Source organism: Bradyrhizobium hereditatis (assembly GCF_020329435.1).
In the GTDB taxonomy this organism is placed as follows: Bacteria; Pseudomonadota; Alphaproteobacteria; order Rhizobiales; family Xanthobacteraceae; genus Bradyrhizobium; species Bradyrhizobium hereditatis.
Genome location: NZ_JAGKJK010000006.1, coordinates 332,610 through 359,360, shown reverse-complemented (window position 1 = coordinate 359,360; position 26,751 = coordinate 332,610). Strand labels below are relative to the sequence as shown.

The window sequence follows — 26,751 nt, the reverse complement described above, 5'->3', positions numbered from 1 at the left end:
TTCTCCTATGCGAGGGGCTGCCGGCCGCCATTGTCGCCAAAAGCTTCCTCGCGATAGAGCCCGAGCGCCTGCATGACCGGGAGGTCGTTGAACGTGAAGAGGCAGGCATCCTCGCTGGTGGATGAGTTCGCGTGTTCATGCCAGGCCCATGAGGGAACACAGAAGATGTCGCGCTCCTTCCAGTCGAAGCGCTTGCCGTCGATGATCGAGTGGCCGCGGCCCTTTGCGACCTGATAGATGAAGCTGCCGGTGTGACGATGCGCGCGCGTGCTCTCGCCCGGCCGCAGCATCTGCATCGACGCACCGATCGTCTGCATCACCGGACCGCCGGTGACCGGATTGACGTAGTTCATGAGCACGCCGTCATAGGGCGAGCCGTCGGCCGCCTTGGCGTAACGCTGTAGCGCCTCGTAGGTCGGACCCCACTCATACTTCAGCAGGGGCGAATATCCCTTGGACCATTCTGCGCCCGCCGGACGCAGGCCAGGACTTCCCCAGGTATGCGTCATGTCATCGACAGGGTAACCAACGCTCTGCTGCAGATCGGGGTGAACGACGTAGAAGTTGGCCTCTAACGTGTTGACCAGGGGAATGTCGAGGCCATCCTGCCAGATGCAGGGCGTTCCGTCGCTGGAGACGCCATGCTCGTGCCAGGTGCCGTTCGGCGTCAGGACGAAGTCGTTGGCGCCGAGCGTCATCTTATGACCGTCGACGATGGTGTAGGCGCCCTCGCCTTCCATGATGAAACGCAGCGCGGAAGCCGAATGAGCGTGGGCGGACGCGACCTCGCCCGGATGCATGACCTGCAGGCCGGAATAGAGCCAGCCGACTGCGGCGGCGTGCTCGCGCCGGCCGGGATTATTCAGATAGATGACGCGGCGCCCGGCCTTCTCGGGCGACACCAGCTCGACGGAGCGCAACACGTGCGCGCGAAGATCCTCGTAGCGCCACAACACCGGAACGGAGGAGGATTTCGGCTGCCAGGGCTCGATCTTGTTCGCTACCGTCCAGAGCGCGCCCGCTTCCAGCCGTTCGAGTTCGTCATAATAGGCGAGCAGTTCCGGCGTATCCTCGACATTGGCCCGGCCGGCCACGTCTTCCCGATGATTTTCACGAGCTTTCGTTGCCATCTCGCCCTCCTGTGGGTTGGCGCCGTTGCCGGCGTCGTTGTCAGCTCATCTGGTCAGGCACCATCGCTATCGCCTGGATTTCGACCTTGGCGCGATCCTCAACCAGCCCCGAGACCTGCAGCGCCGTCATCGCCGGAAAATGCCGGCCCATGGCATCGCGATAGGCCACGCCGATTTCTTTCAGGCGCGCCGAATATTCCCTGCGGTCGAGCAGGAACCAGGTCATCGACACGACGTGCTCGGGTGCGGCGCCGCCGGCGCGCAGGACAGCTGCGACGTTTTTGAGGGTCTGGCCGATCTGCTCCACCAGATCATCTGATAGGAACTTGCATTGCTCGTTCCAGCCGATCTGGCCAGCGACGAAGATCATCTTGCCGCGCGCGGCGATGCCATTCGCGTAATCGCTCGGCTTGGCCCAACCTGGCGGCTGCAAGACTTCGAACATTTCAAGCTCCCACTGCAGGACACGACTGGATGCCTGTTCGCTTAAGCTTTCAGGACGTCGCGTCCTATGATGAGTTTCTGGACTTCGGTCGCGCCTTCATAGATGCGCAACGCGCGGATCTCGCGGTAGAGCTGCTCGACCACCTCGCCCGAGCGAACGCCGCGGCCGCCGAACATCTGCACCGCGCGGTCGATCACTTCCTGCGCGGTTTCGGTGGCGACCATCTTCGCCATTGCCGCTTCGCGCGTGGTGGAGGCTTTCTGCACGTCGCGCCGCCAGGCGGCGCGGTAGGTCAGCAGCGCGCTGGCATCGACGCCCGCGGCCATGTCGCCGAGAGCTGCCTGCGTCAATTGCTGATCTGCCAGCACGCCGCCGAACATCCGCCTGCTACGTGCATGTAGGGTTGCCTCATCCAGCGCCCGGCGGGCAAAACCCAGCGCGGCGGCTGCGACCGACGCGCGGAAAATATCGAGGGTGCGCATCGCAATCTTGAAACCTTCGCCGGGCGAGCCCAACAGCCGCGCCGCCGGAATTCGGCATCCCTCGAAACGCAGCGTCGCGAGCGGATGCGGCGCCATCACATCGATGCGGTCGGCAATCGAAAAGCCGGGATCGTCCGGAAGCACCACGAAGGCCGAAATGCCCCGCGCACCCGGCGCCTCGCCGGTTCGCGCAAACAGCGTGTAGACATCGGCAAGGCCACCGTTGGAGATCCAGGTCTTCTCACCATCCAGAATGTAGTGATCACCCTCGCGCCGGGCGCTACAGCTCATCGCGGCGACGTCAGAACCGGCTTCCTTCTCCGACAGAGCGAAGGCTGAAACCCACTCGCCACGCCGCGCCTTCGGCAGCACCAGCGCGCGCATTTCGGGAGAGCCGGCAATCGCCACCGCGCCGGTGCCAAGTCCCTGCATCGCAAAGGCGAAATCGGCGAGCCCGCTGTGCCAGGCCAGCGTTTCACGAGCGAGACAAATCAGCCGGGAATCGATCACGGCATCGGGTCGGTCGCCCGCGACCGACGCCTCCAGCAATCCTGCAGCGCCAAGCCGGCGAACCAGCGAACGGCAGGTTTCGTCGACATCCCCGCCATGCGTATCGCCGAGATCGGCGGCAAAAGCGTCGAGTGCCGCAACGTATTCGCTGTGGCGGGAATCGAAGAACGGCCACGCGAGATGTTCGCGCGACGGCCCGCGTAATTGGGAAACCGGGGTCATGTCAGTCTCCTGCAAAGGCCGGCTTTGCGCGCCGCCACCCGCGCAACTCGCCTCAATAATGTTTCATGGCTAAAATATCCTGTCAAGCAAGCCGGCGCGCGATCGGAACTGCACCTCAAGCACGGAGCCTACGAAATAGGCTGAAAACCGCTCGCGATTGCACGCGCGATGTCACGCCGCGCGCAACTTCGGAACTTCGATTGACACCATTTTTGTTTGATGTCTAAAATTATCTCCGGTCATCCGGAGTTCGCCCGCAAGGCCGAGGAGACGAGCATGGCAGAACGCTCTTTCGCGCGCGAGGTGGAAGACCTGAAGCTCGGCGCGGGCGAAGAGTTTCGCGGCGAAGGCATCCTCGCAATCACCAAGGCACTGCTCGAATGCGGCGTCAGCTATGTCGCCGGCTACCAGGGCGCGCCGATCTCGCATCTGATGGACGTGCTGTCGGATGCCCAGGATATTCTCTCTGATCTCGGCGTGCATTTCGAATCCAGCGCCAGCGAAGCGACCGCAGCCGCAACGCTTGCGGCTTCCGTGATGTATCCGATCCGCGGCGCTGTTACCTTCAAGGCGCCGGTGGGCATCAACGTCGCGTCCGACGCGCTCGCCAATCTCACCTCGGGCGGCGTCACCGGCGGCGCGCTGATCATCATCGGCGAGGATTATGGCGAAGGCTCCTCCATCATGCAGGAGCGCTCGCATGCCTTTGCGATGAAGTCGCAGCTCTGGCTGGTCGATCCGCGTCCTAACGTGGCCTCCATCGTCAAGGCCGTGCACGATTCATTCGAGCTATCGGAGGCGTCGAATACGCCCGTGATGCTGGAAGTGCGGATTCGCGCCTGCCATGTGCATGGCCGCTTCGCCACCCGCGACAATGTCCGCCCCGCCTTTCCGCTCGCCCGCGCGCTCGAACAGCCATCACGCGACACCAACCGTATCGTGTTGCCGCCAGCCTCGTTCCTGCACGAGAAGGAGAAGGTCGAGCGGCGCTGGCCTGCGGCGGTCGAATTCATCCATGCGCGCGGCATGAACGAGACGTTCGGCGGCGATATCGACGATATCGGCATCATCATGCAGGGCGGCATGTATAACGGCGTCATCACCGCGCTGCGCGAGGCCGGGCTCGCCGACATCTGGGGCGAGACGCGCGTGCCGCTCTATGTGATGAACGTAACCTACCCGATCGTCGACCGCGAGGTGATCGACTTCTGCCGCGACAAGAAGGCGGTGCTGATGGTCGAGGAGGGCCAGCCCGAATTCATCGAGCAGGCGCTGCACAAGATCCTGCGCAATGCGGACATTCCCGCGAAGCTGCACGGCAAGGATCTATTCCCGATGGCCGGCGAGTACACCGCGCAGGTCATGGACGAAGCGATCGGGGCCTTCATCCGCCGCTGGCGTCCCGATGTGCTGCCCGATGCCGCCCGAGCGCCGAACATCGACCGCATCGAGGTCGACGACAAGATTCGCGCATTGGCCAACGTGGTACCGCCGCGTCCGCCCGGCTTCTGCACAGGCTGTCCGGAGCGGCCGATCTTTTCGGCGATGAAGCTGGTGGAGAAGGAACTCGGTCCGCATCACATCGCCGCCGATATCGGCTGCCATTTGTTCTCGATCCTGCCACCATTCAACATCGGCGCGACCACCATGGGCTATGGTCTCGGCCCGGCGTCGGCTTCGGCCTTCAACGTGCCGGCGGGGAAACGCCCGATATCGATCATGGGCGACGGCGGATTCTGGCATAACGGGCTGACCAGTGGCGTCGGCAACGCCGTCTTCAACCAGCACGACGGTGTGATCGTCGTGGTCGACAACTACTATTCCGCTGCAACCGGCGGCCAGGACATCCCCTCCTCGCGAGCCGACAACCGCTCGCGGTCGACCAAGCATCCGATCGTCGAGGCGGTAAAGGGCGTCGGCGCCAAATGGGTGCGCCAGATTGATCGCACCTACGATGTGACACGCATGCGCAACACGCTGCGCGAGGCGCTGACGACGGAGGAGAAAGGCCCGAAGATTATCGTCGCCTCCTCGGAATGCATGCTGAACAAGCAGCGGCGCGTGAAGCCACTCGTGGCGGCGGCCGCCAAACGCGGCGAGCGCGTCGTGCGCGAGCGCTTCGGTGTCGATGAAGACGTCTGTTCGGGCGACCATGCCTGCATCCGTCTGTCGGGCTGTCCGTCGCTGTCGGTGAAACAGACCAGCGATCCCCTGAAGGACAATCCGGTCGCCGCCGTCGACAACAGCTGCGTCGGCTGCGGCCATTGCGGCGAAGTCGCGGACGCCGCCGTGCTCTGCCCCTCCTTCTATCGCGCCGACATCGTTTCCAATCCGACCGCGTTCGAGGCGCGGCTCGACCGCATCTGGCGGCGGCTGATCGGCACGCTGCAGCGCTGGCGCGCGGGACGACGGGTCATGTTCGAGCAGGGGGCGGCATGAACGTATCGGTAGCGCCCTCCTCTGTTGGCCTCAGTCAGGCACGCCCTATCAGCGTGGCGGTGCTGGCGATGGGCGGCCAGGGCGGCGGCGTGCTGGTCGACTGGATCGTGGCGCTGGCCGAACGGCGCGGATGGTTCGCGCAATCGACCTCGGTGCCCGGTGTCGCCCAGCGCACGGGGGCCACGATCTACTACATCGAGATGATTGCGCCCGACGCCAGCAAACCGGATCGCCACCCCGTGCTGTCGCTGATGCCGGTGCCCGGCAAGGTCGACATCGTGATCGGCGCCGAATTGATGGAAGCGGGACGCGCCATCGTGCGCGGTCTGGTCTCGCCCGACCGCACGCTGTTGATCGGCTCCTCGCACCGCTCGCTTGCCGTGATCGAGAAAACCGCACCCGCCGACGGCACCGCGGATGCAGCACAGGTCTTTGATGCGGCGAATGTTGCGGCCAATCGTTTCATCGCCTTCGACATGGCCGAGATTGCCGATGCCACCGGGAGCGTGGTTTCCGCTGTTCTCTTCGGTGCGCTGGCAGGCTCCGCCGCCCTGCCCTTCGCGACGGAAGATTTTGAAGCGACGATCCGGGCAGCGGGTGTCGGCGTCGATGCCAGCCTGCGCGCCTTTGCCGCCGGCCGCGAGCGGGCCATCGCTGAAATCAAGCAAGACCCAAAGGTCAATCCTGCAGCCAAGCCGCTGCTCGCCAAGCGCTTTCCGCGTCTCGAACCGATCGGCCATGCCGGCTATGACGCGCTGGTCGCGCGGGCGCAGCGATTGCCGGAAGAACTGCACGGTATTGTCGCCGCCGGTCTGCAGCGCGTCGTCGATTTCCAGGACGTCGCCTATGGCAGCGAATATCTCGACCGGCTGGAAGCGATGCCACGTGAAGCGATAGGCCTGCTGCATTCCTTTGCCAAATATCTCGCGATCGCGATGGCGTATGACGACGTTATCCGCGTGGCCGATATCAAGACGCGCGCTGGTCGATTCGACCGGGTGCGCCGCGAAGTGCGGGCCGGTGACGACCAGGTTCTCGCCATCACCGAATTTTTCCATCCGCGGATCGAGGAAATGGCGGGGCTGTTGCCGCCGCGTCTTGGCGAGAAGGTCGAGCGCAGCGAACGGCTCGCGCGGCTTGTCGACCGTGGACGAAAAGTCCGTACCACCGCGCCATCGTCGTTCCTGCTCTTGTACTGTGTGGCGGGCCTGCGGCGATTCCGCCGCGGCACGCTACGGCATGTCCGCGAGATGCGCCATCTCGACGAATGGGCACAACGTATCAAGAAATTCGCCGCTAAAGATCCTGCACTCGCGACCGCCGTGTGCGACGCCCGCCGTCTTGTCGGCGGTTACTCGGACACGCATTCGCGCGGTGAATCGAAGTTCGACAAGGTCATGCGCGCCTCCGACCGCCTGGCCGGCCGGTCTGACGCCGCCGAATGGGTGCAGCGGCTGACCAAGGTGGCGCTGAAGGACGCCGATGGCGCCGAACTCGATGGCGCATTGCGCACGGTCGAGACCCTGTTCGAGGACGCCTGAGGATGGATCAATTCGAAGTCGTGGTGTCGAAGACCGAGGCGCTCACGCCACGCATCCGCGAACTCGTGCTGGCGCGACCCAATGGCGCGCCGATGCCGGGCTGGGCCGCAGGCGCCCATATCGACGTCCATTTACCCGATGTCGGCCGTCGCTCGTATTCGCTGATCGAGACGGTTTCGCCGCGCGCGGCCGCTGAACATCCGGCCGCCTATCGCATCGCGGTGCTGCAGGAAAGCAAAAGCCACGGCGGCTCGACCTACATGCACGGCCTCAAGACCGGCGATCGCCTGACGATCTCGCCGCCGGCGAACAATTTTCCGCTTGGCGCCGGCGCAGGTGAAGTCGCGCTTGTCGCGGGCGGGATCGGCGTGACGCCGCTGCTTGCGATGGCCTGCGAATTGAACGCGGCGAAGCGTCCGTTCTCGTTCTATTACGCCGGCCGCAGCCGCGGCGAACTCGCTTTTCTCGGCGAGATCGAGCGGCTGACAAGCGCAAGCGCGACCATCCATGCCGACGAAGAGGCCGGGCGCTTCTTCGACCTCGAGGGCCTGATGACGCGGCTCTCACCCGAGGTGCCGCTCTATCTTTGCGGGCCGCTCCCGATGATCGAGGCCGCCATCGCGCTGGCAAAGCGGATGAACTGGCCGCAGGGACGACTGCATTTCGAGATATTCACCGCGCCCGAAGAGAAGTCCGGAGACTCCGCTTTCGAGGTCGAACTCAAGAGCAGCGGACGCGTTTACGAGATCCCCGCCGGCAAGACCATCCTCGACGTGCTGCTCGAGGCCGGCGAAGACCCCATGCACGACTGCAAGCGAGGCGATTGCGGCATCTGCCAGACGACGGTGATAGACGGCATTCCCGATCATCGCGACTACATCTTGAGTGACAGCGAGAAGGCGTCCAACAAGGTGATGCAGATCTGCATTTCGCGCGCAAAAACCAAGAGACTCGTGCTCGACCTGTGATGGAGGAACGCATGACCCGATACGCCGGCAACGCTGCGGCCATTCGCGCCCTGGTCCGCGAACAGGAGGTTCACCGCGACGTCTATGTCAGCGAGGAGGTCTTCCAGCTCGAGATGGAGCACATGTTCCCGAATAGCTGGGTCTATGTCGGCCATGACAGCCAGGTTCCTAACGCCGGCGATTATTTCAGCACCACGATCGGCACGCAGCCGGTGCTGCTCGTCCGCCACACCGATGGCACGGTCAAGGTGCTGCACAACCGTTGTCCCCACAAGGGCACGCGCATTACGTCCGAGACCTGCGGCAACACCGGCAAGTTCTTCCGCTGTCCCTATCATGCCTGGAGCTTCAAGACCGACGGCTCGCTGCTCGCGATACCCCTGAAGAAGGGCTACGAGAGCACCGGCTTCGAGCAAAGTCACGCCGCCACCGGCATGGCCCCGGTGCGGCACGTTCGCAACTATCGCGGCTTCGTATTCGCCAAGATCAATGATGGCGGCCTCGACTTCGAGGAATTCTTCGGCGAAAGCCTGTCGAGCTTCGACAACATGATCGACCGTTCGCCGGTCGGCCAGCTCAAGGTCGCCGGCGGCGTACTGCGCTACATGCACAATTGCAATTGGAAGATGCTGGTCGAAAACCAGACCGACACCTGCCATCCCATGGTCGCGCATGAATCCTCGGCCGGGACCGTCGTCGAGGTCTGGAAGAAGGCGCCGCCCGGCACCAAGAAGCCGATGGCGGTCGAGATCATCGCCCCCTTCATGAGCCCGTACGAGTTCTTCGAGAACATGGGCATAAGGATCTGGGACAACGGCCACGGCCACACCGGCGTGCACCACTCGATCCACTCCGACTATTCGGCGATACCAGGCTATTTCGAGAAGATGACGGCCGCCTACGGCGAGGAGCGCGCCAAGGCAATTCTCAGCGAAAACCGGCACAACACGGTCTATTTCCCTAACATCATGATCAAGGGACCGATCCAGCTACTGCGGCACTTCAAGCCGATCGCGGCGAACAAGACGCTGGTTGAATCCTGGACGTTCCAGCTCGTCGATGCGCCCGACATGCTGCTCGAGCGCACGCTGATGTACAACCGGCTGATCAATGCGCCCACCTCCATCGTCGGCCACGACGATCTTGAAATGTATGAACGCGCGCAGGAAGGCCTGCATTCGAACGGCAACGAATGGGTGAACATCCAGCGCCTCTACAGCCCCGACGAAGTCGGGCAAACCAACGTGACCACCAATGGCACCAGCGAATGGCCGATGCGCCATCAGTTCCGGGCGTGGACCAAGTTCATGACGATGGGGATGTGACATGACCATGCTTGCCGAGGCTCCCCTGAAGAATGCAGTTCCCACCGACCAGGAGTTGATCGATTTCGTGGTCCGCGAGGCGCGCCTGATCGACCAGCAGCGTTTCGACGAATGGCTCGATCTCTACGCCGACGACGCCTTCTACTGGATGCCGCTGGAATGGAATCAGACCGATCCGCGGCTGACCTGCTCGCTGATGTACGAGGACAAGCTCTTGCTCTCGATCCGGGTCGAGCGCCTCAAGGGCGCACGGACTTTTAGCCAGAAGCCGAAGAGCCGCTGCCACCATGTCCTGCAGACACCGCAGGTGGATTCCCGCGACACCTCGGCCAACCGCTACGTCACCTGGACGCCGATGCATTACATCGAGACCCGCCTGGACGAGCAGACGCTCTATGCGGCCTGGGCGACGCATCATCTGAGCGTCGAAGGCGGCAAGCTGCGCATCAAGCTCAAGCGCGTCGACCTGATCAATTGCGATGCTGCCTTCGGCAACATCCAGCTCTTCATGTGAGGCAGGATAGGCATGGCCCATCACACGGCGATCGTGAGCGGCGGCAATACTGGCATTGGCGCCGCGATCGCGCGCAGTCTTCTCGCCGAGGGGTATGATGTGATCTCACTGTCGCGGCGAAAGCCCGACTGGAGCCATCCAAAACTCTCCTCGCGCGAAGTCGACCTGCTCGATGCGGCGGCGACGCGAGAGGTGGCGTCTGAGATCGCCGCTAAGGTCGCGATTACCCACGTCGTTCACAATGCCGGCGCTATCAGACCAAAGCTGCTGGAAGAAGTTGCCGACGAGGATGTCGGCGCATTGGCGCAGCTGCATTTCGGCGCCGCGATTGCGCTTGCGCAGGCGGCGCTGCCCGGCATGAAGCAGGCGCGCTTCGGCCGCATCGTGTTATTGTCTTCCCGCGCGGCGCTTGGGGCCGCGACGCGCACGGTCTATTCGGCCACCAAAGCCGGCATCATCGGCATGGCGCGGACATGGGCGCTGGAGCTTGCCCCGTTCGGAATTACCGTCAATGTCGTCGCTCCGGGCCCGATCGCAGATACCGAGATGTTCGAGAGTGTGATGTCGCCGGAATCCGAGCGCGCGAAGGCGCTGGCACGGTCAATTCCGCTCGGCCGGCTGGGCAGATCAACCGACGTCGCCCGCGCGGTGACGTTCTTCAGTTCACCGGATGCCGACTTCATTACCGGTCAGACGCTGTATGTCTGCGGTGGAGCCAGTATCGGATCAATTTCTATCTAGCCAATTTCTATAACGGCGCGAGATGCCAGCCATGGATGCCACAGTCAAACGCAAAGCCAGATCTGCGAAAGGCGCGCGCTTGCAGCCATTGCGCCCGCCCGAGCCGGCGCATGAATCCGATGGCGCGCATCTGGAACTGCGCATCTGGCTGCGGCTGCTCTCCTGCGCCACCCGGATCGAGAAGGCGCTGAACGCCCGGCTGCGCAAGGAGTTCAACACCACACTCGCCCGCTTCGACCTGCTGGCGCAACTCGCCCGCAAGCCGGCCGGCGCGACCATGTCCGAGGTCTCGGAACTGCTGATGGTCTCGAACGGCGCCATCACCGCGCTCGTGCAGAAGCTGGAAGCCGACGGCATGATCCATCGCGAGGTCGATTCCGAGGACCGCCGCACCTTCCGTCTGCGCCTGTCGCAGGAAGGCGCAAGGGAATTCGGCCGGATGGCGCGGCGCCACGAGGAATGGGTGGTCGCACTGATCGGCGAGCTTTCGCCCGTTGCACAGTCTGACTTGCTGCAGCACCTGACCCTGCTGAAACGGCGCCTGGATAAATATTCCTGACGTCCGCAACGGACCGATTTTCGATCGGATCGGCCGCACTGCAACTAACCGCTGCAACTGTCTCTGGCTTCGGCGCGGCCCGCCTCCCAGAGCGCGAGCGCCTCCTGGCGCGCGATGCCGCGGGTGATGAACACGATACGCGAGCGGCGGTCGTCGTCGGGCCATGCGGGAAGCGCCACCGGCGGATGGAAGACATGGTGCACGCCGTGGATAACGATCGGCGCCTGCTGCCCGAGAAGGTTGAGAATCCCTTTGACGCGCAGCAGGTCCTCGCCACGCGCGCTGCGCAGATACGCGAGCCAGCGCGAAACGGCCATCCAGTCGAGCGGTTCGTCGAACGCGATCATGAAGCTGGTGATCGATGCATCGTGGCTGCGATGGGCGTGATGGGCGTGCTCGTGGGCCGCCTCGCAGGATCCTGCGAACGCCTGCTCGTTGAGCCAGCGAGCAACGTCGACTGCTTTCTTCTCGGGATCGACCAGGCCGGCACCGAATAGCCCGGCCGGGTCGATCTCGCCATGCGTCACGCATTCGATCCTGGCGCCACGGTTGAGCCGGCCGAGACGCTGATACAATGCGGCAGTGTTACTGACCAAATCGGATTTGGTGATCAACAGGCGGTCTGCAAGCGCCACCTGTTTCACCGCCTCATATTGACGATCGAGTTGATGAACCGCGTTGACCGCATCCACTGTCGTTACGACAGTGTCGAGCCGCAGGAAATGCGAAACCAATGGGTTGTTGAGCAGAAGCTGCGCGATCGGGGCAGGATCTGCCAGACCCGTGGTCTCGATGAGAATACGGCGAAATGGCGGCACCTCGCCGCGATCGCGTTTGACCAGAAGCGTGCGCAGCGTCTCCTCAAGATCGCTGCGGATTGTGCAGCAAATACAACCGCTCGCGAGCACGGCCACCTCGCCATCGACGCGCTCGACCAGGAGATGGTCGAGGGCGGTCTCGCCGTATTCGTTGATGATGACGGCGCTGTCTCTCATCGCGTCGTGGCGCAGCACGCGGTTGAGCAGCGTGGTCTTGCCGCTGCCGAGAAAGCCGGTGACCAGCGATACCGGCAGGCGCTCGGCTGACTTGTCTTTCTCGAAGAGGCTCATCGGCGCCCTCACCTCAACCATCTTATTTTTGTCGCTGGACAACAGCCTAGCCGAGGAGGAGCATGCCGAAAACAATCTTTAAGCCCAGCTTCTGGGCACAACCTGGGAGGAAACGATGGACGACGAAGTCAGGGGCGAAGAGCCGAAAGGCGGGATGGCAGCAACCGATCGCCGCACATTGCTCCGCACGGCCGGCCTGGCCGGCGCTGCGGGAGCGGCGCTTGCGGGCGCGATGCATGGCAAGTACTCGCTCGCGCCGGTCACCGCCGCACAGGCGCAGGCCGCTACCTCCATGCCCAAGGGAGTCGACAGGCCTTGGTGGCCCTCAAAATGGGGAAAAGACGACGAGGCCGGTGCATCCAACCACATCACGCCGGCAAAGGTCCTCGACGCGGTGAAATGGATCAAGGACGGCAAAATCTACAAGATCGGTCGTGTCTACGAGCAGGGCATGCCGCTGTTTGGCGCGCGTGCGTTCACGCTGCGCATTCCCGGCGGGCCGACCGGCGGCCCATTTGGTGACAACAAGCTCGTGTACAATGACGAGTTTCTCGCCACCGAGATCGGCCAGACCGGCACGCAGTTCGATGGTCTCGGCCACATCGGCATCCAAATGGGCAAGACCGGCGATAAGAGCGAGATGCGGTTCTACAACGGCTTCACTGCCGAAGAAATCGGCGATGCGTACGGCCTCAAGAAGCTGGGTACCGAGAAGCTCAAGCCCCTCTTCACCCGCGCCCATCTCATCGACATGGTCGGGCTAAAGGGCGGGATGATGGATGCCGGTCAGGAGATCACCACGGCCGACATCAAGGCGGCACTGCAGAAGCAGAACATCGCTGAAAGCGACATCAAGCCGGGTGACGCGATCATGTTCCATACCGGCTGGGGCTCGCTATGGATGAAGAACAACGATCGCTACAATGGCGGCGAGCCCGGCATCGGACTCGACGCAGCCCGCTGGGTGATCGAAAAGGACCTCGCGCTCACCGCCGCGGACACCTGGGCGGTCGAAGTAGTTCCCAATCCCGACAAGTCCGTCGCCTTCCCGGTCCATTCCGAGCTGCAGACGAAGCATGGGATACTCAACCACGAGAACCTGATCTTCGACGAGCTCATCGCCGAGAGGAAGTATCAGTTCGTCTACTGCTTCACCCCCGCTCCGATAAAGGGCGCTACGGGAAGCAATGGCTGCCCGATCGCGATCACATAACGAGGGCACATTGGCGGGTGGGCTGATGGACCGCCCACCCGCTCCCTAGGCGCATGATGATTTTTGGTTAGATCGATTTGGCCGCAGGCGCGCTTCACCTCTCCCGCTTGCGGGGGAGGTCGGCGCGAAGCGCCGGGTGGGGGCTCTCTCCACTCGGGCAGTACCGCCCGCGGAGACACCCCCACCCCAGCCCTCCCCCGCAAGCGGGAGAGGGAGCGCACCTTCTTCTTGGTCGCAATCAAACATAATCTCATCCCTTTCTAGCGATCGAGCTCAGCGCTCGCGGAAGGCGCGCGCCACCTGATCAAACAGCGGCTTGGTCAGATAAGAACCTACTGTGCGATCGCCGGTCTTGATGAAAGCCTCGACCGGCATTCCCGGCAACAGCTTGACGTCCCCAAGCCGCGCGATTTCATGCGGCTCTATCGCAATCCGCGCGGTGTAGTAGGTCATGCCGGTTCTTTGCTCAGTCGTCACATCGGCCGAAACGCGGCTGACGGTGCCGCTGATCTCCGGCGTCGTGCGCTGGTTGAAGGCAGAGAAGCGCAAGCCTGCGGCCTGCCCGATCTTGACCTGATCAATGTCCTGCGGCGCGACCCTCGCTTCCACCGTCAGCCGGTCCGAGCCGGGCACGATCAGCATGAGCTGCTCGCCGGCACTGATAACGCCACCTATCGTATGAACGTTCAGCTCGTGCACGATGCCGGAAATCGGCGCGCGGATGTCGGTCCGGCGCAACTGGTCTTCGGCCGCGACCTTCCGCTCGGCATACTCATTCGCCTTGCCGTCGATCTCGCGCAACTCGCGGCCGACTTCGCTCGCCAGTTCGCGGTCGATCTGGGTTATCTGCAGCTCGATCTCCGCGATCTTACCGCGCCCCTGGGCCTCCGCCGCCATGAGTTGCGCCCGATCGCCATCGAGCCGCGCCGCTTCCCGTTCAAGCGTGGTGAGCCTGTTGAGCTGGATCAGATTTTTCTCCCACAGCTCGCGAACGCCTTTCAGCTCGCGCTCAATTAGCAGGATTTCCTGGGATTTCGCCGTCTGCTGCGCGGCGATGCCGGCCGCTTCCTGGGTCAGCTGCGCGATACGCTCGCCCAATTGCCGTTTCTGGCCGAGACGCGTGGTGTTACGGAGCTGAAACAGGCGCTCCTCGTCAGCCATCACTTCGATAATGGCCGGTTCGTCGCGCCTGCCGCGAAATTCGGAGGGCCAGGCAACTTCGCGGGCGCCGTCGCGCTCGGCGCGCAACCGTGCCCGCCTCGCCGTCATTTCGTCCAGCGTTCTTGAGACGATCTGCAGGTTCGCACGCGTCATCGTCTCGTCCAACCGCAACAGCAGGTCACCTGCGTTGACGGTCTTGCCGTTGGTCACGGCGATCTCGCCGACCACGCCGCCAGTCGGATGCTGCACCTTCTTCGCGTTCGACTCGACGACGACGCTGCCAGCCGCGATCAAGGCTCCCGAAATATCCGTGGTCGCAGCCCAGCCACCGATACCGCCGGCAACGAGCATGACCGCCGCCAGTCCGAAAACGATGTGACGCCGGATTGACGGGCGTACGTCGAATTCGCTGGTGTCGCCCGTCATGACCGGGCCTGCGCGGTTGCATGAACGATTTTCGGGGCGGCGGGCGCCGCATCACGCCGCAATACCTTTGCCAGCACCTCGTCCTTCGGACCGAATGCCTGTTGCCGCCCGCCGTTGAGCGCCAGCACATGGTCCACGCCGGCGAGCGCACTTGGGCGATGGGCCACCACAATCGCGATTGCCCCGCGGGCCCTGATATTGAGGATGGCCTGCGTCAATGCTTCGTCACCCTCAACATCCAGATTGGAATTCGGCTCATCGAGCACGACGAGGAATGGATCGCCGTATAGGGCGCGCGCCAGTGCAACGCGCTGCTGCTGGCCGGCCGACAGGGCTGATCCTTGCTCCCCAATCTCAGTGTCGTAGCCCTGCGGCAGTCCCAGGACCAGTTCGTGCACGCCCGCGGCTCTCGCCGCCGCGATGATGCCCTCAGGTGACGCGTCAGGATCGAACCGGGAGATGTTTTCGGCGATTGTCCCCTCGACCAGTTCGACATCCTGCGGGAGATAACCGATGTGCCGGCCGAGTTCGTCGGGCATCCATTGATCCAAAGTCGCGCCATCGAGCCGAACGGTTCCGCGCGCCGGTTGCCACAGCCCGACCAGCACGCGCGCCAGCGATGATTTTCCGGACGCGCTCGGACCGATGACGCCGAGACCACTTCCGGCCTTCAACGCAAAGGTCAGTTCCTGCACAACCGCACGCGGTACGTCCGGCGGCGCGGCGCTGACGCTATCGACGTTGAGACTTCGTTGCGGTTTGGGCAGCGCCGTCGGCACCCTTCGAACCGGCAGCAAGGCGAGAAGTTTATTGAGACGTTCGCGCGCCTGCCGTGCGCCGACAAAACTTCGCCAGTGCGATATCGCCAGATCGACGGGACCGAGCGCACGGGCCGAGAGGATTGACGAGGCAATGATGACGCCGGCCGTCGCCTGCTGGTTGATGACGAGGTATGCGCCGACAGCCAGCACGCCCGATTGCAGCATCATGCGGAATGAGCGGCCGACCGCGCTGAGCGCTGCGGCCAGGTCGCTCGATTGGTTGAGTCCCGCCAGGAACTGGCGATTTAGCATCTGCCAGCGGCGAGCAACCCAGCCCGTCATGCCCATTGCCGTCAACGCCTCCGCATTGCGCCGGCTTGTTTCCGAGAGCCTCGCCCGTTCGTTGCCGATGCGGTTCGAATCGCGTGACGAATTCCTAGCCAGCAGTTCGGACAGCAGCGTCAGCGATATCAGAACGAGCGCACCCGCAAGTACGGTGACCCCGATCCAGAAATGAAAAGCAAAGCAGATCGCGAGGTAGAAAGGTACCCAGGGCAAATCGAAGAACGCGGTCGGTCCCGGTCCCGACAAATAACTCCGAAGCGTGTCGAGATCACGCAGCGGCTGGATCGATGCCCCTCGCTTCGGCGCCTCGATCGGAAGGCGCATCACCGTCGCGTAGACACGATCCGACATAATTTGATCGACGCGCACGCCGATGCGGACCAGCAACCGGCCACGAAGCGCATCCATTAGGCCTTGAAAAACGTAGAGCGTCATTGCCAGGATCAGGAGGCCGATCAGCGTCGGAACGCTCCGGCTTGGCAATACCCGGTCATAGACCTCCATCATGAACAAGGAGCCGGTGAGCGCCAGAATATTGAGAATTGCGCTGAATCCGGCGATGGCGATGAATGCGGACCGGCATTGCGACAGCGCGCCGTCAAGCTCCGAGCCGGCATGACCGGGTTGATTTGCGCTGGTGCCCAAGGTTGACGCTCACTCTTCAGAAGCGCCTTAGCCGCTGATTGTTACAGTTATCTGACACGACGAGCGGGGGCGCCGGCGCCCCCGCTCGATTCACAGGTCAAGTTGCGGCCCGTCAGGCGAACTTGAAATCGTCCACCGTCAGGCTTGCCTTGTTGACGCCGAGCAGCGTGATGTTCGACCCGTCGTCATAGCTGATCTGGACGCCGATCTGCGTGTCCTGCAACGCACTGGAAGCCATCAGCGCGCTGAAGTCGGCAAATTTCGACTGATCGAGCTGAACGATGTCGTGGTCCGGACCCGAGCCCGCACGGAAATCGAACACGATGTCGCGTCCGGACCCGCCATTGCTGTACTGGAACACGAAGGTGTCGCGGCCCGATCCGCCATAGAGCAGATCATTGCCTGCTCCGCCGACGAGAACGTCATCGCCATCTTCGCCGAACAGGTTATCGCGGCCGCCATTGCCGTTGAGGGTGTCGTTACCGGCACCGCCGAACACGAAGTCGTTGCCCTCGCCCGCATGCACCGTGTCATTGCCGCCCTGGGCAAGAACAAAGTCGATGCCGCCGCGTGCATTGATCAAATCGACACCATCGGTTCCGAGCAGAAGGTTCGTGCCGTTGGTCCCATTGATCACGTTCGCGTCGGTCTCGCCCGTGACCGTCAAGGTGAACGTACCGGTCGACTGCGCATTCAGTTTGTCGGCGGCCGTATAACGGATCGAGACCGTGGCGTTCTCTCCGTCGTTCAGGCCATCGAACAGATTGCCCGGTGTGAACTGCAACCGGCCGTTCGGGGCAATCGAAAACGCCGACTGCGCCTGTGCGTTGGTCAGGTTGATGCCGTTGACGTCTATGACCTCGAAAGCCGCGAGGCTGAGCGGCAGGTTGCCTTCGACGTCGGTGTCGTTGGCCAGGAGATCAAACGACTTGGCCTGATTCTCACCCGTAGTGCCGATATCCGCCACCGTGACCGGTGCATCATTGACGGGTGCAACCGCCACCTTGACGACGGTATCGACCGCCGCGGCGATGCCGTCGCTGACCTTGATGACAAAGCTGTCGTCGCCATTGAAGTTCTGGTCAGGGGTATAGATGTACTGACCCTGGGCATTGACGCTCACGGTGCCGTGCTGCGGGCCGGTACCAACTGCATAGGTTAGCGTATCGCCGTCAACGTCGGTGGCCACGATCTGGCCGGTGAGCTGCGTATCCTCGTTAGTGCCCGCGACGGCCGGCGTGACAACAGTCGGCGCATCATTGACTGGTTTGACGGTGACATTGATCACCGCGTCCACCGGCGGCGCGATGCCGTCGCTGACCTTGATGACGAAACTGTCGCTGCCGTGGAAGTTCAGGGCTGGCGTATAGGTGTATTGACCCTGGGCATTGACGCTGATGGTGCCATGCTGAGCGGAGGTGCCGACCGTGTAGGTCAGCGTGTCGCCTTCGGCATCGGTTACTGCGACCTGGCCAACGAGCTGAGTATCCTCGTCGGTTTGGACCGCGACCGGCGTCGTCGGAGCCGGCGCATCGTTCACCGCGGTCACGGTGAAGCTGACCTTGCCGATATCCGAACCGCCGCTGCCATCGCTGAGGGTATACTCGAACGAGGCGGGCCCGTTGAAATTGACGGCCGGCGTGAACCGGATGCCGTCAGCTACGATCTCGGCGGTGCCGCCAACGACATTGGCGAGCGCAGTGATCGAGAGCGTATCAAGATCGGCATCGGTATCATTGCCGATAATGTCGGCGAACGGGATGACGAACGCCGCCGCATCTTCCGCCACGGTCGCCGCCGTGTCGTCCACGGCCACCGGTCCGCGATTGACGATCGCAGCGTTGATGCCGTTGCGATCGAGCTCTTGGCCGTTGGCGAAGGTCACCTTCTCGACGCCACCGCCGATCCGCTGATCCTTCAGCGTGATGACGCTGCCGTTGGACAGCTCGATCTGGGTGTCGTTGCCGAACCGACGGAACGTGACGTCCGCAGCATTGATGTCAACCAGCGCCAGCGTATCGGTATCAGCCGGCGCATTCGCCGCGTCAGTAATGATGTCGGAACCGTCGCCCAGCTTGTAGGCATAAGCATCCGAACCCGCACCGCCGTTGAGATTGTCATTGCCAATTCCACCGGCCAGCTTGTCATTGCCGTCATTGCCGCGAAGGCGGTCGTCGCCGGCACCGCCCAGCACGGTATCATTACCTGCGTCGCCGAAGACGAAATCGTTGCCCTCGCCGCCCTCGAGACGGTCGTCGCCGTCACCACCTTCGATGACGTCGTCACCGCCGCCGCCGAGCACCAGATCGTTGCCGCCAAGGCTGCGGACGCGATCGTCGCCATTCTTGGCAAAGATCGAGTTCTTTGCGGCGGTACCGGACAGGTCATCCTCACCGTCGGTTCCCATGATCGGCAGGACGGTGTCGGTGCCGCCGTTTGCGACCAGATTCTGGATGCGCTGATCCTGGGCCGGAGCCGTATCCGCCTGCGCGTACGGTGTATCCGAGAAGTTCGCCGCGAGATATTCGGCCAGTGCGTCCTGCTCGAAGCCGTCGTCGGTAAACTTGGCGATGCCGGTGCGGGCCGCTACGTCGTCGGCCGGCAAATTATCCGGAGACAGATCGACACGGTTGGCAAACGCCGGGTTGGCCGCGATGTACTCGGCAAACCGGAAGCCGTCGGGCCGGTTGAACCCGCCCGGAGCGTTGGGATTTGCCCCACCGATCAGGAAGCTCAGCGTCACCATCCGGATCGCCGCCGGCGCATCTGCAACCACTTCACCGTCGGCGACAACGACCGCGATCACGTGCTCATTTTCGTCGACCAGCGAGACCGAGCGAACCCGGTCCTCCACAGGACGAGTCAGATCGTAGCTGAACCGGAGGCCGCCGACCTGGGCGAAGATGCCGCTTGGATTGGAAACACCATTTTCGAGTGCCTCAAGCAGTTGCTGCGGCGTCAATGTGACAAGGCTGAGCGCGTTGTTGAAGCGCAGTGAGTTCTCAATGTCGAGCTGGCTGACCTCGCCCGCTTCCTTGCCAACTTCCGGATTTGCAGCCGGTGGCAGTTCCGCACCATCGCCCTCGGAGCTGATCGAGCCGATCGAGTCGCGGATGCCGCCGCCGTTCTTGATCGAGATCTGAACCGTGTCGTCGTAGCCGGACTTGGCGTACCACAGGTTGGCATCGGCAGAGAGGTTGCCGAGATTGGTTTCCTGCGAGCGCACCTCGCCACGTCGCCCCTCAAGGTAAACGTCGGTGCGACCGAAGGTAACGGCATCCTTCTGGGTGATGATGCCGTCGATTGCGGTGGTGATGTCGCGCACTGCATCACCACGCGAGCCCTCGGCGAACGGATCGATTCCGGAGCCTTCATAGACCCTGGCAAGACCCGCATCATCAGTGGCATAGGCGCCGTTGATGTTCGGATCGAGGCTGGCGGGAATAATGTCGCCATTGGCATCGAACTCGAGCACCAGCCGGCCCACATACTTGTAGTTGCCGTCGGTATTGACGAGAACCGTGTTCTTGCCTTCCGCGTTGGTGATGATCTGTGCGTATTCGCCTTCGCTGACATCGCCCGGGCGAAGAACGTCGTTGCTGTCGGAGAGCAGCGTGTTCGAGCCGCCGCCGATCACGACGTCGACGCCCTTCAGGAAGGTGATGAGCTTCTGCTCGTTCTCCAGCTCCTGCAGCTGCGAAACGATGATCACCTTGTTGACACCCTGGGCGATGACAGCATCGATCGCCGGTTGGATAACCGCTGCAAGCGCGATGAAGTCGGCATCGGTTTCCAGCGTACGCGGGCCAATGATCCGCACCCCGCCCGGTGTCGTGATGTCCTCGAACACCGGCGTGGTGACGCCAACGACGCCGATCTTCTCGCCATTTTCCTCAAGAATGGTCGACGGAGCGATGCGGCGCCCGCCGCTTGCACCGACGCCGAACGTCGCTTCAGTCAGCGGCGTGGTCTGGGCGTTGGGCGCTAGGTCCGGCTCGCCGGCAAAGTTCAGGTTGGCGGCGAGATAGGCGAATCGGGTTCCTTCGTAGCCACCCAGCGGACCTGCCCCGTCGGGATCGGCGACCGGGCGGATGAGGTTCTGCACATCGCGCGGGCCCGGATCGAACTCGTGGTTGCCGATGACGGATGCCTCGATTCCGGTCGAGTTCAGGATGCGGATGTCGGCACGGCCGATACTCGGCGGGAAGAACCCCGCCATGGACGGGTCGCTGGCGGCATTGAAGAACGGGCTCGGAATATAGTTGTCGCCAGACGCCAGCGTGATCGAGTTGGCGAACTGATCCTCGAGCCGGTCCACGATGGCCGCGAAGCGCGGCGCGTCGTCGATCGCCTTCAGCCCCGCCTCGAAATCCGATGCGTGCAGGATCTGCAGCTTATAGGTCTGCGGCGCCGCAACGGTGAAGTCGAGCGCATTCTGCGCGATGCCGCCGAAAGCGTTACCCGCAACGTCGGTGATCACGCCCGATGCAAGGGTAACGTCGTAAGTTGCTCCGGCCGCCAGATCGGCCGTCGGATTGATGGTGACGGTGTTGCCGGAGATCGTGACCTGCGAGGCGTCGTTGATCGCGATCGTGCGGGTGTCGCCTGCGCCGTTGCTGATGACGATATTTCCGGTACCGGCCGCGACGGCTTCGTCAAAGGTGAGCACAATGTTATTTCCGGCCGCCACTGCAGTCGCATCGTCCGCCGGCGTCGCGGCGGTAAGGACGGGCCACGTTGCATCGGTCAACTCTGCGGCCGTGAGCGTGCGGTCTGCGAACTCGAACCGCTCCACGTTCGAGACGGTGTCTATACCGTCCGAAGAGCCAGTGCGGTTATCGGTAATGACGAACGAGCCACCCTGCACGGTGATCGTGTAGTTGCTGCGTGCGCCAGTGAACACTGCAGTGTCGCCAGCCGCACCATTGGTTCCTCCATCGACGACGTCGTTGCCGCCACCGGCGACGATGCGGTCATCACCTCCGAGGCCGTCGATGGTGTCGTTACCGGCGAGGCTGCCGCGCGCGCCGAACTTCGCCGTGTAGGCGGCCTGATCGAACACGTCGTTGCCAGCGGTTGCGATCGCGGCCGAACGGGACATCAGAAGCGACGATACCGACGGGTCGTGATCGGAGAGCTGGTCGATGAACTCCGAGTTGATGTGCACGATGTCGAACTGCGCGCTGTCGAACATGTTGTTCGACACCAGGATGTGATCCAGCGCCTGCGCATTGCCGTCGAAACTGTAGGAATAGCGCTCGTTCTCCGGGAGCTTGCTGATCAATTCCCCAAGCACCGCCGTGCCCGGAGCAAAGACACTGGCGGTCCCGTCGGGGTTGGCGGCGGTGCGGGTGAGCGCGCCCGTGATGAGATCGACGACCGGGAAGAACTGGAAGTCGTTCAGGTCGCCGAGCACCACGATACGGTCATCGGTCGCCGATCCATTGGCCAGCAGCCCATCGACAAACGCGTTGATCGTTTCGGCCTGCCCTTCACGCTCATTCGACGTGCCGGTTTGCTGCGCGGAACCATTGATCGGATCGGCATAGAGCGGCAGATCTAGCAAGGTGGTGTAGAGCGGCGCCGAGCCACCCTTCGAGGAGAGATGGTTGTTGACTGTCCAGAACGTACCGCCCTGCTCGTCGGTGTAGCCGACGGGCGACCATTCCATCGGCAGCGACTTGCGCGTGGCGGTGAAGTCGGTATTGCCCTGCCCGATCTGGTTGGCGCTCGGGAACAGCTGCACTTTCACACCATCTGCATCGCTGACGATATCAGTCAGGCCATTGCGCGCCGTCGGCGAAACCGCCTCTGGATCGTACAGATAGGCGACACGCTGATTGCCGTTCGGGATGCCGCCAATGTTGTCGATCGGCGGTGAGTCGATGGCCACGTAGCGTGGGCCGCCGGCAGCGACGATGGCATCGATCAGTTGCGAGAGTGTCTGCGAGGCGCTTGTGACGCTCGAGCTGGTGGCACCGTCATTGTCCAGCACCTCCTGGAGCGCAATGATTTCCGGCGTCTTGAGGTTGTTGACGATGGCAGCGGCGAGACCAGCGAACTTGCTTGCTTGCGTCGGCACGCCATCCACCGGCTGGCCAACCGGTGCCAGGTTCTCGACATTGAAGGTCGCAACGCGAATCCGGTCAAAGTTCTCCACGATAGTGGTGGTTTCCTTTTCCAGGTTCGCGGCCGTTACCGGACCATACGCCTCGGTGGTGTTTACCTCATACTGGCCGTTCGCGTAGTTGACGACGCCTGTCACATCGCCCAAGCGGTCGCCTGTTTGAAGGCCGGTCGGCAGCGCCACTCCCGCCTCGTCGTCGAGTTGAATACGCTCCGGATTGAAGTCGAATACTTTGTCGGCCGGCTGCGTCGTCCCGGGCGTCGTGTCGCTGATGGTCAGGCCGCCACGCGAATTGCTTGAGGGGTTCGCGCCGACGTTCGGCGTGACGAACTGCTCGTCGAAATTCGAGTGGAAGGGACTGGTGACGCGCACGTCTTCAAGCGTGACGCGCATACCCTCCAGCGATTCCCAGAAATCCGATCCTTGATTGATCGGGTCGTAGCTGCCGGTAGGAGGAGCGGTATCGACATCATCATCACCGAGCGACACCAGCGCCGGTTTACGCTCAAGGCCGGTCGCGAGGTTGTCGACATCGCCCACGCGGACGGCCGTTGGCAGCGCATTGCCGGTTGACAGCACGCTCGTCGTGCCGGCCACCGGATTGAGCTGCGTCACCGAAAGCTGGTTCGTGCCGGCAAATTCGTTGACGGTTGCGGTCAATTGCACTTCCGCACCAACCACGATGCCGTTGGGGATCGTCACATTGGCGCCGGTACCCAGGAAAACAAACACGCCATCCGAGGTACGGTAGTCGCCGTCGCCGACCGCGTCCTGAATGTAATAGCCGACCGGGTTGTTGCCGCCGTTCTCGGTGCCGGACGCGTCAATAGCCGTGACGATGCCGCGCACAGTCACCTGCTGGCCAACGTACTCCGAACGATGTCCTGCACCCTGGACGTCGTAAATATGCAATACATCATCGTTCTGGATCGTGCCGGTCGCGACGGCCTGGGTAGCGCTGATTGCAGTGGTGACACCCGTCTGCGTCGTCGTCGCGCTGGTGATGGTGGCCGTGAAGCTCTCGTTGGCTTCAAATGCGGTATCGCCGGCTACATTGATCGTCACCGTCGCCGACGCCTGACCGGCCGGAATGGTGACGGTGACATTGCTCGGCAGGTTCATGACGCCCGCGAAGTCCTGCGCGTTGGCGCCATTGCTTGCACCCGCCGCCAATTGCAGCGTCACATCGATCGAGCCGATGGTGCCATTGGTGCGCTCGATGGTGAAGGTGAAGGCGGTGGTGCCGGTATTGCCCTCCGCCTGCGACACACTGGTCGAGGACGACGCGACACGAATCTCCTGGGTATAGTTTTCCGGCAGGGCCGCGTAGACTGTCAGCCCGGCGCCTGCGAAGCCGGCGCTTGAGTTGCCTTCGTTGGCCGTGAGCACCAGCGCCGTGCCGGTCGGCGAGTCCTCGGCGCTGATGAATTTCGTCACTTCGGGCGCGTTGCCCTCCCCCGTCAGCGGCGGGCGGTAGCCGACATAGCTGGCGTTAGCTGGATCGGTGACGTCATAGATCATGACGCCGCCGACACGCTCCAAACCAACAAAAGCATAGGTGCGGCCGTTGATGACACCGATGTCGACGCCTTCCGGCTCGGGCCCCTTATTGTCGGACCGGTTGTCGGTCGCGCCGCCTCCGCCACCCTCGGCGGTGTCGATGTTGAAACGAGCCGCGAAGTTACGGGCAATGATAGCTTCGAACTCGCCGCCGGTCTCGCGCACCTTGGTGATGGTGCCGTCGGCATTCTGCTTGAAGATCGAGATGCCGCGGCCACCATAGGCGTAGATCTGATCGATATCGCCGTCGCCATCGGTATCGCCGAGATCTTGGCGAACCCGAAGCCGGCCGAGCCCGGTGGTGTTATTTTGAAGCGCAGCCGCATTTGCGTAGGCTGTCGGATCGAGCGTTAGGTCGGCAAGATTGGCTTCATCGTCGAGATTGACGCGCGCATCGCCTTCATTGGCTGTGATGAAATAGGTGGAGCCGCCGACCGAATAGCTGGCGATCGCATCCGGCTGCAGCAGGCCGATCACGTCGGCCGTACGGAGGTTCGCAGTGCCATCGCGATCGCTGCCGTCGAACACGTTGCCGGCGAGGTTATGATCGACGCCGCCGAGCGGCAGAATGGCGATCGGTTTGGTCGCGGCCGGGTTGGTGAGATCGATCACCGCAACGGCATTGACTTCCTGGAGCGTGACGTAGGCGCGCGATCCATCCGGAGAGACGGTAATGTATTCCGGCTCGATGTCCGCGGCAGCCGCCTGACCGGTGAGCACACTTACGCCGGCCTGCTTGAGCACGCTCTCAAAACCGTTGAGCGCGTCGAATTCAATCGTAGTCGCAACGGCCGCGTTGGCCGCGCCACCGGCAAGATCGATGATAGATACGCTGCCTTCGGGATTGACCACGTTCGATTCGACCGTGAACGGCTCGCCCTCGTTCGCGACCAGAAGTTTCGAACCATCCGCCGTAAACACGATCTGGTCCGGACCGGCGCCGACTTCGATCGTCTTGATCAGCACACCATTGGTATCAAACAGCGCGATGAAACCGTTGGCGCCGGGCTGGTCGCCCGCGACGGCGACCGCGAGCACGCCATTCTTGACCGCGACCGAGTTGGCGCCGCCGAAACCGTCAAGCGCGGTGAGATCGATCGAACCGACGGCACTGGTCGCGCCGCGGGCGCTGATGCCGACGATGTCGATCCTGTTGCCGATGGTGTTGAGCACGAACGCTCGATCGGTGGTGGCGTCGAAGGTCACGACCTCCGCATTCGTGCCGGCGGCGGGGGTGAAATTGTCGAGGCGGATGAGCTGAACCGCATTGGTTGCTGCCGGCGTCGCGGTAGCACCGGCGAGAGACGGCGCTTCGTCGAGGATGGTAATACCGTTGATAACATTGCCCGGGGCGGCCGCATCGTCGTTCTGGATCGTGCCGGTCGCGGTGGCCTGCGCACCGAGCGACGCGGTCACGTTCGCATTGTTGTTGGAGACCGTCTGCAAGGTCAGGGTGAAGACCTCGTCGGCTTCGACGGCGGCATCGCCGGCGACCTGGACGACCACGACCGCCGAAGTCTGCCCTGCCGGAATCGTGCCGCTGAAGGCGAAGGGTACCGTCGCTGGACCACTGAAATCGGCGGCGTTCGCCGCAGCCGAGGAAACCTGACCGCTGAAGCTGATATCGCCGACAGTCCCGCCTGTCCGCTCGACCGTGAAGGTGAAAGTCGTGGTGCCTGCATTACCCTCGGCCTGTGACACCGACACCGAGGCCGGCGCGAACGCGACCGCCTGGGGCTGCGGCGGCGCGCCGATGGTGAACGTTACACCTGATATCGGCGATTGCGGATCGGTGCGGAACGGCGCGTCCGGCGTCACATCATCAGCGTCCTGGTTGCCGCTGGCGTCCTGCGTCACGAAATTAGAGCCGGTATTAAAGGCGATCAGAGCGTCTGCGCGCGAAGCGAACACGCTGCCTGCTATTGCCGGATTGTAGACCGCCACGTCGGCTCCGCTTATGCCGGGCAGCACCAATGCGGTGGAGCCGGCGATCAGGCCGGTGTTGGTCAGCAACCCGCTGCTGGTCGCACCGCTAAAGCCGCCGCTATTGTTGGTGACAGCGGCAAGGAACGTGGTCGGCGTAGTCAGCGAGGAGCCCGTAAAGGCGTAGATCGACTCGCCCGAATTGCCGAGCGCAATCGATCCCGCAGAAACCGTGCCAATATTGACGGATTTTGTCGCCGAAGTGTTCAGGAACTCGACGACCGTTCCGGCGGCAAGCGCGGTGGCGCCATTGGTCCAGGAGAAACCACCCTCGCCCGAATTAAAGGCACTGCCGTCCCACTCGTTGTCGCTGAAGTGAATGACCTGACCCGGATCGATCGTGTCGAGCACGATGAAGGCGAAACCGTCGTTGCCATCAGCGTTGTAACCGATGAAGGCGATCGAACCGGGAACGAGAGCCATGGTATTCTCCATTCGAAAAGACAAAAGGAAACCGTCGCGCCGCAGGGGGACCGCGCGCGCAGCATTGAAGAATTGTTGTTGGCGACGACCGGGAGGCGTCAGCGCGCGGAATGTAGGATGGC

Annotated in this window: 15 protein-coding genes; 8 read left to right on the top strand and 7 right to left on the bottom strand. The window is 62.9% G+C overall.

What is annotated here, in order from left to right; all coding sequences use genetic code 11:
* Positions 1–5 precede the first annotated feature (5 nt).
* From J6524_RS16865 to J6524_RS16855, 3 genes are read right to left on the bottom strand one after another with little or no spacing between them, the layout of a single operon-like run.
* Positions 6–1,130 (bottom strand): cupin domain-containing protein, encoded by a 1,125-nt coding sequence (locus J6524_RS16865; RefSeq protein WP_225672436.1) that lies wholly within the window; start codon positions 1,128–1,130, stop codon positions 6–8.
* 40 nt (positions 1,131–1,170) lie between these two features.
* Positions 1,171–1,575, bottom strand: a complete 405-nt coding sequence (locus J6524_RS16860; RefSeq protein WP_225672433.1) for a RidA family protein — start codon at positions 1,573–1,575, stop codon at positions 1,171–1,173.
* A gap of 41 nt (positions 1,576–1,616) precedes the next feature.
* On the bottom strand, positions 1,617–2,789 hold the full coding sequence (locus J6524_RS16855) for an acyl-CoA dehydrogenase family protein (RefSeq protein ID WP_225672431.1): 1,173 nt from the start codon (positions 2,787–2,789) through the stop codon (positions 1,617–1,619).
* A 276-nt stretch (positions 2,790–3,065) separates the two neighbouring features.
* On the opposite strand from J6524_RS16855, the gene J6524_RS16850 reads away from it, so the two are divergent.
* The 7 genes from J6524_RS16850 (at position 3,066) to J6524_RS16820 (ending at position 10,876) form a co-directional block, all read left to right on the top strand.
* Positions 3,066–5,228 (top strand): thiamine pyrophosphate-dependent enzyme, encoded by a 2,163-nt coding sequence (locus J6524_RS16850; protein WP_225672429.1) that lies wholly within the window; start codon positions 3,066–3,068, stop codon positions 5,226–5,228.
* A complete protein-coding gene (locus tag J6524_RS16845; RefSeq protein WP_225672427.1) occupies positions 5,225–6,769 on the top strand; it encodes an indolepyruvate oxidoreductase subunit beta family protein in 1,545 nt (514 codons plus the stop codon). Before J6524_RS16850 ends, J6524_RS16845 begins: the two co-directional genes overlap by 4 nt.
* A gap of 2 nt (positions 6,770–6,771) precedes the next feature.
* Positions 6,772–7,737: a PDR/VanB family oxidoreductase gene (locus J6524_RS16840; protein WP_225672425.1), complete on the top strand. Its 966-nt coding sequence runs from the start codon at positions 6,772–6,774 to the stop codon at positions 7,735–7,737.
* Positions 7,738–7,748: 11 nt separating this feature from the next.
* A complete protein-coding gene (locus tag J6524_RS16835) occupies positions 7,749–9,062 on the top strand; it encodes an aromatic ring-hydroxylating dioxygenase subunit alpha (protein WP_225672423.1) in 1,314 nt (437 codons plus the stop codon).
* Between the two features lies 1 nt (position 9,063).
* On the top strand, positions 9,064–9,576 hold the full coding sequence (locus tag J6524_RS16830; protein ID WP_225672421.1) for an aromatic-ring-hydroxylating dioxygenase subunit beta: 513 nt from the start codon (positions 9,064–9,066) through the stop codon (positions 9,574–9,576).
* A gap of 12 nt (positions 9,577–9,588) precedes the next feature.
* Complete coding sequence (locus tag J6524_RS16825; RefSeq protein WP_225672419.1) at positions 9,589–10,317, top strand: SDR family NAD(P)-dependent oxidoreductase; 729 nt, start codon at positions 9,589–9,591, stop codon at positions 10,315–10,317.
* A gap of 88 nt (positions 10,318–10,405) precedes the next feature.
* The gene (locus J6524_RS16820; RefSeq protein ID WP_225672417.1) at positions 10,406–10,876 is read left to right on the top strand and encodes a MarR family winged helix-turn-helix transcriptional regulator; all 471 of its coding nucleotides are present in this window, start codon (positions 10,406–10,408) and stop codon (positions 10,874–10,876) included.
* A gap of 44 nt (positions 10,877–10,920) precedes the next feature.
* On the opposite strand, the gene J6524_RS16815 is transcribed toward J6524_RS16820, so the two are convergent.
* Complete coding sequence (locus J6524_RS16815; protein WP_225672415.1) at positions 10,921–11,985, bottom strand: CobW family GTP-binding protein; 1,065 nt, start codon at positions 11,983–11,985, stop codon at positions 10,921–10,923.
* 115 nt (positions 11,986–12,100) lie between these two features.
* On the opposite strand from J6524_RS16815, the gene J6524_RS16810 reads away from it, so the two are divergent.
* On the top strand, positions 12,101–13,198 hold the full coding sequence (locus J6524_RS16810) for a cyclase family protein (RefSeq protein ID WP_225672413.1): 1,098 nt from the start codon (positions 12,101–12,103) through the stop codon (positions 13,196–13,198).
* A 273-nt stretch (positions 13,199–13,471) separates the two neighbouring features.
* Here the strand turns inward: J6524_RS16810 and J6524_RS16805 are convergent, their stop codons facing one another.
* From J6524_RS16805 to J6524_RS16795, 3 genes are all read right to left on the bottom strand, one after another.
* On the bottom strand, positions 13,472–14,785 hold the full coding sequence (locus J6524_RS16805) for an HlyD family type I secretion periplasmic adaptor subunit (protein ID WP_225672411.1): 1,314 nt from the start codon (positions 14,783–14,785) through the stop codon (positions 13,472–13,474).
* On the bottom strand, positions 14,782–16,536 hold the full coding sequence (locus J6524_RS16800; RefSeq protein WP_225672409.1) for a type I secretion system permease/ATPase: 1,755 nt from the start codon (positions 16,534–16,536) through the stop codon (positions 14,782–14,784). The genes J6524_RS16805 and J6524_RS16800 overlap by 4 nt, the downstream gene beginning before the upstream one ends.
* Positions 16,537–16,648: 112 nt before the next feature.
* Positions 16,649–26,629 carry a choice-of-anchor I family protein gene (locus tag J6524_RS16795; RefSeq protein ID WP_225672407.1) on the bottom strand — a complete coding sequence of 3,327 codons (9,981 nt, stop codon included), beginning with the start codon at positions 26,627–26,629 and terminating at the stop codon, positions 16,649–16,651.
* Positions 26,630–26,751: the final 122 nt, after the last annotated feature.

Coding starts and splice junctions, on each gene's coding strand:
- J6524_RS16810 (WP_225672413.1), top strand. CDS start 12,101: ATGGACGACGAAGTCAGGGGCGAAGAGCCGAAAGGCGGGATGGCAGCA.
- J6524_RS16845 (WP_225672427.1), top strand. CDS start 5,225: ATGAACGTATCGGTAGCGCCCTCCTCTGTTGGCCTCAGTCAGGCACGC.
- J6524_RS16835 (WP_225672423.1), top strand. CDS start 7,749: ATGACCCGATACGCCGGCAACGCTGCGGCCATTCGCGCCCTGGTCCGC.
- J6524_RS16840 (WP_225672425.1), top strand. CDS start 6,772: ATGGATCAATTCGAAGTCGTGGTGTCGAAGACCGAGGCGCTCACGCCA.
- J6524_RS16805 (WP_225672411.1), bottom strand. CDS start 14,785: ATGACGGGCGACACCAGCGAATTCGACGTACGCCCGTCAATCCGGCGT.
- J6524_RS16865 (WP_225672436.1), bottom strand. CDS start 1,130: ATGGCAACGAAAGCTCGTGAAAATCATCGGGAAGACGTGGCCGGCCGG.
- J6524_RS16795 (WP_225672407.1), bottom strand. CDS start 26,629: ATGGCTCTCGTTCCCGGTTCGATCGCCTTCATCGGTTACAACGCTGAT.
- J6524_RS16825 (WP_225672419.1), top strand. CDS start 9,589: ATGGCCCATCACACGGCGATCGTGAGCGGCGGCAATACTGGCATTGGC.
- J6524_RS16855 (WP_225672431.1), bottom strand. CDS start 2,789: ATGACCCCGGTTTCCCAATTACGCGGGCCGTCGCGCGAACATCTCGCG.
- J6524_RS16850 (WP_225672429.1), top strand. CDS start 3,066: ATGGCAGAACGCTCTTTCGCGCGCGAGGTGGAAGACCTGAAGCTCGGC.
- J6524_RS16830 (WP_225672421.1), top strand. CDS start 9,064: ATGACCATGCTTGCCGAGGCTCCCCTGAAGAATGCAGTTCCCACCGAC.
- J6524_RS16815 (WP_225672415.1), bottom strand. CDS start 11,985: ATGAGCCTCTTCGAGAAAGACAAGTCAGCCGAGCGCCTGCCGGTATCG.
- J6524_RS16860 (WP_225672433.1), bottom strand. CDS start 1,575: ATGTTCGAAGTCTTGCAGCCGCCAGGTTGGGCCAAGCCGAGCGATTAC.